Genomic DNA, 7,329 nt, shown 5'->3' on the forward strand with positions numbered 1-7,329 from the left:
GTCGCGGACGGCAGGGCGGGGTCCGGGGGCGCCACGGTCACGGCGCTCGCGGTCGGGGTCGCCTCCGCCGAGGTGATCAGCGTGATCATGGCGGTGTTGTCCACGACGGTCCCCGCCGCAGGGTCCTGCAGCACCACCACGCCCGTGTCAGGGTCCGCACCCGCCGCACCCTGGAAGCGCACGGTCATCTCCGGGTCCAGCGCCGCGAGGGTGGTGCGGGCGTCGGCGCCGGTCATCCCGACCAGGCTCGGCACCCGCGCCGTCCCGTCGGCCAGGTGCAGGACCACCGCGCTGCCCGGCGGCACGCGCGATCCCAGCACCGGGTCCGTCTGGACCAGGGCGCCGCGGTCGAGCTCCCCGCTCGGGGTGTCCTCCACCGAGGCGACGTTCAGGCCCAGCCGGGCCAGCTCCTGGCGCACCCGCGCCTCGGACGCCCCGCGCAGGGAGGTCGGCAGCACGACGCCCTCCCCGCCCCGGGCCACCGAGAGGTTCACCGTCGAGCCGGGCTCCACGGCCGTCCCCGCGCCGGGGTGGACCTTCAGCACCCGTCCGTCCGGCTCGGTGGAGTGGTAGTCCGGGGAGATCGCCGAGCGCAGGCCCAGGCCCGTCAGCGCGGACACCGCCTCCGCCTCCGTACGGCCCGCCAGGGCCGGCACCGTCACCGGCCCGGGGTCGCGCGAGCCGATCAGCAGGGCCGCCCCGAGGGCCAGGATCGCGGCCACGGCGGCCACGGCGGCCAGGACCGCCCACGGCCGCCGGTGACGCCGGCCGACCCGCTCCGCCCCGGACGTCGCGCCGGCGCCAGCCGAACCGCCCGTGGTGGACGCAGCGGCGGGGGCCGTCTCCACCGCCTCCGCGGCGGCCAGCTGGGACGCCGAGGGGGCGCCGGGGACGGCCGCCCCCGCCACCGCGTGACCCGCGATCAGCGGCTCCGTGGGTCCGGCCGCCGCGCCGAACGGGGTCGTGGCGGGCGGCCCCGTGGCCGGACGCGCCTCCGGGGCGCCCTCGGCGCCGAGCGCCATGGACCCCGATGCCGTGGGCCCAGCCGCGGTGGACCCCGCCACGGCGGCGGCGAGGGCACCGGAGCCTGTGGCGAGGGGAGCCGCCCCGGACGCCGGCACGACCCGGGTGGGGGCGTCGTCGTCGGCGGCCCGGGCGGCCCGGGCGGCCGCGAAGTCCAGGGCGGAGAGGAACTCGCGAGCGTGCTGATGGCGCAGCCCCGGGTCCTTCTGCAGGGCGCGCAGCACCACGGAGTCGAACTCCGTGGACAGGGACGGGTCCACCGCCGACGGCGCCGGCGGCTCCTCCCGCACGTGCTGGTAGGCGATCGCCAGCGGGGTCTCCCCCGTGAACGGGGGGCGTCCCGTGAGCAGCTCGAAGAGCACACAGCCGGCCGCGTAGAGGTCGGACCGGGCGTCCACGCGGGCGCCCTGCGCCTGCTCGGGCGGCAGGTACAGCGCCGTGCCCACCACGGCCTGCGTCTGCCCGGTGTGCGCCGACGTGTCCGAGAGCGCGCGGGCGATGCCGAAGTCCATCACCTTGACCCCGCCGTCCCGGGTGACCATGACGTTCGCGGGCTTCACGTCCCGGTGCACGATCCGCTGGCGGTGCGAGTGGTCGAGGGCGTGCAGCAGCCCCCGCGTCCACTCCACCGCGTCCCGCCAGGCGACCTCGCCGGCGTCGAGGAGCTCGCGCAGGGTGCGCCCATCCACGTGCTCCATCACCAGGTAGGGGCACTCCACGGACTGCGGTCCGTCGTCGAGCAGGGCGTCGCCCGTGTCGTACACCGAGACGATGTTCGGGTGGTTCAGCGCGGCCGCGTGCCGGGCCTCCGTGCGGAACCGGGCCTGGAACGCGGGATCCCTGGCCAGGTCGGGGCGCATCATCTTCACGGCCACCGTGCGGTTCAGCCGCAGGTCGTGGCCGCGGAACACGTCGGCCATGCCGCCGCGGCCGATCAGCTCGTCGACCCGGTACCGTTCGTGGAGGATGCGCTGTCCCTGCATGTCCGTTCCGTCCCGCCCGCGCTCAGCCGGCCGGGTCGGTCGACGGAGAGCCGGCGTCGGAGCCCTGGGAGGACGGCCCCGAGGCGTCGGGGGTCGAGGGGGTGCCCGCGGAGGGCTCCGTGCTCGGCGCGGCCGACTCCGAGGTGGGGGCCGGGGACCCCGGGGACGGCTCGGTCGACGCCTCGGAGGGCGTCGGCTGCGCGGAGCTCGGCGCCGGGTCCCCGGAGGAGGACGACGCCGGGGCCGGCTCGGCGGAGCTCTCGGTCGCCGGAGCGGCGGTCGGCGCCGTGACCACGGACTGGGTCACGGGGGAGCTGCCGGTGCCGCCGGCGACGATCACCTGGACGGGGGTGTCGAAGCGGTGCGTCTGGCCCTCGCCGGGCACGACGCGCACCACCTGGCCGGTGGCGCCGTCGGCGTTCGGATCGTCCACCCGGTCCACGGAGAAGCCGCGGTCCCGCAGGATGCCGACCACGGTGTCCGCGGGCTGGCCCACGAGGTCCTGGGGGATGGTCCCCTGGCCGGTGGAGACGGCCAGCGTCACGGTGTCGCCGCGGCGGAGGGTGCCCGTGGGCGTCACCTCGACCACGGTGCCCTGGGGGTCGTTCGCGTCCCGCTGCTCCTCCTCCACGGTGAGGCCGCGACCCTCCAGCTCCGCGCGCACCTCGTCGGCCGGCCGGCCCCGGTACGCGGCGGCGTCCACCTCCACCTGCGCGTCCGTGCCGGTCGACGACGACGCCCCCGCGCCCGCGCCGGATTCCCCGGAGAGCAGGGGGTACAGCAGCGCGCCGAGCACGGCGAACGCCACGAGGGCGAGCAGGGCGAACAGCGGCCAGCGGTTGCGCCGACGGGGCGTTGCGGTGCGCGGCGCCGGGTCCGCCGGGGCGGCCGCCGGGACGCTCCGTGCCGGCTCCGCGGCCCGGGGGCTGCGGGTGGCGGAAACGTCCGGGCGGGCGGCGGCGGCCACGGGCAGGGCGGCCGTGGCCGGGGCGGCGGGCTCCGTCGTCGTCCCCAGAGGGACGGTGGGCTGCGGTGCGGTGCGCGGGGCGGCGTCGAGGGCGGTGGTGTCGGCGTCCCCGGGGCCGCCGGTGGAGTGCACGCCCTGGTCCGCGAGGAACGCGGCCAGCGTGGGCACCGCGGCGACGGCGCCCGCCACGTCCTTGCGGCGCAGCGCCTCCGCGGCCTCGGACAGGGCGGTGGCGTTCGCGGGGCGGTCCTTCGGGTTCTTCGAGAGCATGCACATGATCAGCGCCCGGACCGGGGCGGAGATCGTGTCCGGCAGGGCCGGGGGAGTGTCGTTGACCTGGGCCAGGGCGATCGCGATCTGGGACTCGCCCGTGAACGGACGGTGCCCGGCGAGGGCCTCGTAGCCGATGATGCCCAGCGAGTAGATGTCCGAGGAGCCGGTGGCCTGCTGGCCCGTGGCCTGCTCGGGCGCCAGGTACTGCGCGGTGCCCATGACCTGGCCGGTGGCGGTGAGCGGGACCTGGTCCGCGAGGCGGGCGATGCCGAAGTCCGTGACCTTCACCCGGCCGGTGGGCGTGATCATGAGGTTGCCCGGCTTCACGTCGCGGTGCACCAGACCCTGGGCGTGCGCGGCGGAGAGCGCGGCCGCGGTCTGCCGGATGATGCTCAGCGTGCGGTCCGTGGAGAGGGTCCTGTCCTTCTCCAGGATCGCGGACAGCGGCTGTCCGGGGACGAGCTCCATGACCAGGTAGGCCGAGCCCTTCTCCTCGCCGTAGTCGTACACGTTGGCGACGCCGGGGTGGTTCAGCAGGGCGGTGTGCTGGGCCTCGGCGCGGAAGCGGCGCAGGAAGTTGGGGTCGCCCGTGTACTCCTCCTTGAGGATCTTCACGGCGGTGATCCGGCCCAGGACCTTGTCCCGCGCCTTCCACACCTCGCCCATGCCGCCGATCGCGATGCGATCGGTCAGGGCGTACCTGCCTCCCAGGGTGATGCCCGATGTCGGCCTCATTCTGCGACCACCGCCTCCATGATCCTCTGCATGCTCTCCACCGCCTGTGTGTGGGCGGAACTGCTGTTCTGGTCCTCGTACACGATCGTCACCGCCACCTTCGGGTCCTGGGCCGGGGCGAAGCCCGTGACCCACGTGTTGACGTTCGCCGTCCCGTCCTTCTCCGCCGTGCCGGTCTTCGCGGCGATCTGCAGCGTGGACGACTTCGCTGCGGAGGCCGTGCCGTCCTCGACCGTGGCCACCATCATGTCCCGGACCTGGTGCGCGACGTCCGGGTCCATGGCCCGCCCGTGCTCCCGCGGGGAGAACTCGGACACCGTGGTCAGGTCCGGGCGGCGCACCGCCTGCACGAGGTTCGGCTCCATGACCATGCCGTCGTTGGCGATGCCCGCGGCGACCATGTTCATCTGCAGGGCCGTGGCCTGGACGTCACGCTGGCCGATCGCGGACTGCGCGAGGGCGGCGTCGTCGAGGTCCTCCGGGAACACCGACGCGGTCACGGGCAGCGGCATGGAGCCGTCCTGGTTGAAGCCGAACCGCTCCGCCACGGAGCGGATCTCGTCCTGGCCGAGGGCCACGGCGGCCTGCGCGAACGGGGTGTTGCACGAGTTCGCCACGATCCAGGTCAGGGTCGCCCGGCCGACGCCGTTGCAGCGGCCCCCGTCGAAGTTGGACATCTGCGTGCGGGTGCCCGGCAGCGTCCACGCGGCCGGCACGTCCAGCACCTGGTCCGGGGCGTAGTCGCCGGACTCCAGCATGGCCACCAGGTCGATCAGCTTGAACGTGGAGCCCGGGGCGACGCGCTGCTGGGTGGGCCGGTTCTGGCCCACGGTCAGGCCAGGCACGCCCTCGTAGGCGGACATGGCGGCCGTGGCCTCGCTGCGGGTGTGGGAGGAGATCGTGTTCGCGTCGTAGGAGGGCTTGGAGGCCATGGCCAGGACACGGCCGGTCTTCGGGTCCGTGGCGACCACGGAGCCCTTCACGCCGTCCGGGATGGACTCGTAGGCGAGCTTCTGGAGCTCGGAGTCCAGAGTGAGCTCCACCTGGTCGCCCTCCGGGGTGGAGCCCGTGACGATCTCGAGCGCGCGGTCCAGGAACTGGCTGGAGGACGTGCCCGCGAGCTCGCCGTTCATGGCCTTCTCCATGCCCGCGGTGCCGTAGGCCAGCGAGTAGTGGCCGGTCAGGGGCGCGTACAGCAACGAGTCCCGGTAGACGCGCTGGTAGTTGTAGGCGTCCCCGGAGGGGACGGACTGCGCCACGGGGGTGCCGTCCACCAGGATGGGCCCGCGCGGGGCGCCGAACTCCAGGAACAGCTGCCGGTTGTTGAGCTTGTTCTCCTTCAGGGAGTCCGCGGCCACCACCTGGATGACGGACGCCGCCACGGCCAGCACCAGGAACATCGCGACCATCACGGTCCACGTGCGTCGGATCGCCTCGTTCACCGCGCCTCACCCCCCGCGGGGGCTGCGGCGCGCCACGGGCCGGGGCGCTGCGCCGGCTCCGGCAGGGCGGCGCCCGGGTCGAGGTGCCCGGCCCCGGGACCGGAGGCGTTGACCATGCCGTCCACCACCGCGGGACGACGCGCGGCGTGGGAGATGCGCAGGACCAGGCCCAGGATGATCCAGTTGGCCAGCAGCGAGGAGCCGCCCGCGGCCAGGAACGGGGTGGTCAGGCCGGTGAGCGGGAGGACGAGCGTCACGCCGCCCATGACCACGAACACCTGCCACGCCATGGTGAACGCCAGGCCCGCGGCGAGGACCTTGCCGAACGCGTCCCGCACGCCCAGCGCGGCCCGGGCCATGCGGGTGACCAGCAGCAGGTAGAGCACCAGCACCGCGCTCAGCCCCACGAGCCCGAGCTCCTCGCCGATCGCGGCGAGGATCATGTCCGAGAAGCTCAGCGGCACCTGGGTGGGGTTGCCCCCGCCCAGGCCGGTGCCCAGCAGGCCTCCGGAGGCCATGGCGAACAGCCCCTGCACCACCTGGTAGGAGCCGCCGAAGTCGCGGCGGTAGATCTCCGGGTCGAACGCGTTGAGCCAGATCTCGAAGCGGGCGGTCACGTGCGGGAGGAAGAGGAACGCCACGGCGGCGCCCACGGCCACGAGGGACAGGCCCAGGAGCACCCAGGACGCCCGGGACGTGGCGATGTACAGCATGGCCATGAACATGCCGAAGAAGAGCAGCGCGGAGCCCAGGTCCCGCTGGAACACCAGCACGCCCATCGCCACGGCCCACGCGACGAGCAGCGGCCCGAGGTCCCGCATGCGTGGGAACGTCATCGGACCCACGCGGCGGCCGGCCAGCAGGATCAGGTCCCGGTTGGTGGAGAGGTAGCCGGCGAAGAAGATCGCCAGGGTGATCTTGGCGATCTCGCCCGGCTGGAACGTGCCCACGCCCACGTTGATCCAGATCCGGGCCCCGTTGGCGCTCAGGCCCAGGCCGGGCACCAGGGGGAGCAGCAGGAGCACGCCGGAGACGGCGAGGAACACGTAGGGCCAGCGGCGCAGCATGCGGTGGTCCCGGACCAGGAACACCAGGGCGGCGGCCACGAGCACGGCCAGCACGGACCACGCCAGCTGGGAGGTGGGCCGGGCTGCCGCGGTGTCCGCGCTGAGCCGGTGGATCATGGCGATGCCCAGGCCGTTGAGCAGCGTGGCGATCGGCAGGATGAACGGGTCCGCGTACCGGGCGCGCAGCCGCAGCACCGCGTGCAGGACCAGCGAGGCGCAGCCGAACACGGTCAGCGGCACCCACGCGGTGGACTCGAGGGCGCCCGTCGTGGTGTAGGTCCCCAGCAGGTCGGCGCCCAGGGTCAGCGCGACGGCGCCGAGCAGGAGCATCAGCTCCGTGGCGCGGCGGGGCCGAGGCGGCGAGATGACCTCGGTCATGGCGTCCCCCCTCCCTTCGCGGCGGTGTCGGACACGGTGCGCAGCTCCTCGACGATCTGGTCCGCGTGGGCGCGGTCCGTGGCGGCCATGCCCCGGCCGACCCGCTCCTGGGCGTAGGCCGGCAGGCGGTCCAGGGGGATGTCCGTGGTGTGGTCCAGGTGGGACAGCTCCAGCGGGCCGAGCTGCTGCGGCACGCCCTGGAAGACGGCCACCGAACCGGCGTCCTCGCCCACGTAGTACTGGGTCTGGGTCCACAGGTAGCTCCAGACGGCCACCACCACGAGGATCAGCGCCAGCAGGGCCGTGAACACGGGGATGAACCAGCCGCGGCGGTACTCCACGGGGCGGTCCCGACGACGGCGGCGGCCGGTCCGGCCGGTCTCCACGGCGTGGGCCGGGGCCGGGTCGGCGGCGGGTGCCGGTACGGCGTCGGCGTCCGCGGGGTCGACCTCGGGTCCGGG

4 protein-coding genes and 1 pseudogene are annotated in these 7,329 nt (G+C 74.6%); all 5 read right to left on the reverse strand.

Annotated elements, in window-relative coordinates:
- The coding region (locus MHY29_RS10385; RefSeq protein ID WP_239241024.1) for a PASTA domain-containing protein at positions 1–2,006 on the reverse strand (2,006 nt) is incomplete at its 3' end.
- Positions 2,007–2,028: 22 nt separating this feature from the next.
- The gene (locus MHY29_RS10390; RefSeq protein WP_239241034.1) at positions 2,029–3,981 is read right to left on the reverse strand and encodes a protein kinase; all 1,953 of its coding nucleotides are present in this window, start codon (positions 3,979–3,981) and stop codon (positions 2,029–2,031) included.
- Complete coding sequence (locus tag MHY29_RS10395) at positions 3,978–5,423, reverse strand: penicillin-binding protein 2 (protein ID WP_224355945.1); 1,446 nt, start codon at positions 5,421–5,423, stop codon at positions 3,978–3,980. The genes MHY29_RS10390 and MHY29_RS10395 overlap by 4 nt, the downstream gene beginning before the upstream one ends.
- Entirely contained in the window at positions 5,420–6,868 is a 1,449-nt protein-coding gene (locus MHY29_RS10400) for an FtsW/RodA/SpoVE family cell cycle protein (RefSeq protein ID WP_224355944.1), read from the reverse strand. The genes MHY29_RS10395 and MHY29_RS10400 overlap by 4 nt, the downstream gene beginning before the upstream one ends.
- Positions 6,865–7,329: pseudogene (locus tag MHY29_RS10405) on the reverse strand (serine/threonine-protein phosphatase); the annotation flags it as partial. The pseudogene MHY29_RS10405 and the gene MHY29_RS10400, both read right to left, overlap by 4 nt.

The sequence above is a fragment of the Micrococcus sp. ACRRV genome (genome assembly GCF_022346985.1).
Lineage (GTDB): Bacteria > Actinomycetota > Actinomycetes > Actinomycetales > Micrococcaceae > Micrococcus > Micrococcus porci.